The organism is Streptomyces sp. NPDC054834, from assembly GCF_053611185.1.
The window spans coordinates 1-1,017 of the sequence record NZ_JBSGZV010000122.1; the positions used below are offsets into that span (position 1 = coordinate 1).

The 1,017-nt window shown below is 69.8% G+C and carries 1 protein-coding gene; it reads right to left on the minus strand.

Annotated elements, in window-relative coordinates:
• On the minus strand, positions 1-887 hold an 887-nt coding region (locus tag ACWGJM_RS49010; protein ID WP_453418277.1), incomplete at its 3' end, for a tyrosine-type recombinase/integrase.
• Between the last annotated feature and the right edge of the window lie 130 nt (positions 888-1,017).

A 1,017-nucleotide genomic window follows, 5' to 3' on the forward strand; every position in this document is an offset into this window, starting at 1 on the left:
GCCGCCAGGTTGCAGGAGGATGAAGTCCTCGTCAGGCCCTTCCCTGACCTCGCGACCTGCGGTTTCTCGCCCGTCTGATGCAATTCCTGAGGGTTGCCATAGAGGTCGAGCGTGGTCTGCACGTGTGCGTGACCGAGTCGGCGGGAGACAACCCACTCCGGTGTCCCGGCCAGCAGCAGCGCGGTCGCGTGGCTGTGGCGGAACCAGTGCGGCGTCCAGGAGGCCGGGCCGATGCTCTTCTTGCGCAGGGCGGACACCTTGTCCCGCACCGTGCCCTCGCGCAGGGCGGCCAGCAGCGGCTGCCGCTCCAGGTTCACCAGCAACGGCGAGCCGGTATCGATCTCGATGCCGACCTCGGCGGCCCGGCAGGCGAGGTGGGTGAGGTAGTCGGCGAACAGTCGCTCCAGGTCGCAGCCGACATAGACCCGTCGGGGGCGCATCATCTTCACCCTGGCCCCGTTCGTGTTGTCCTCGCGCGGCACGATCTCGACATAGGGAGTGGAACCGCGGCCCATGACGAAGTCGCAGATCCGCAGGCCCAGGGCCTCGCCCAGGCGCATGCCGGTCTCCGCGAGCAGGGCGAACAGCAGCCGGTCGCGCAGGTTGCCCGCCCACTCGCCGACCGTGGCGTCCGGCATCGCGCAGCCGTCCAGGATCGCCTGGATCTCGGAGGGCAGCAGCAGCGGCGGGCGCCCACGATGCCGCTGGCGACGGACCCTGACCAGCGAGGACGGGGCCGGCGCGGTGCGGGCGTCCAGGTGCGCGAGTAGGCCCCGGGCCGGAGCCTGGCGCGGTGTCCCGCGCATGAGCCGTCCCGCGACCGGCACCGAGAAGACCGCCTCCTGCCAGCGATAGAAGGAGATCAGCGCGGCCAGTCTCGCCTCCAACGTCCCTTCCTCCGGAACCTGTTCGGGCTGCACCAGGGTTGGGAACTGCTGCAGAGTGACAGTGCGTGGGCGCGTTCTGGTGTGTATGAGTGAGCGTCTCGGTCACATCGTGCGTGTGCGCCTGAGTGGG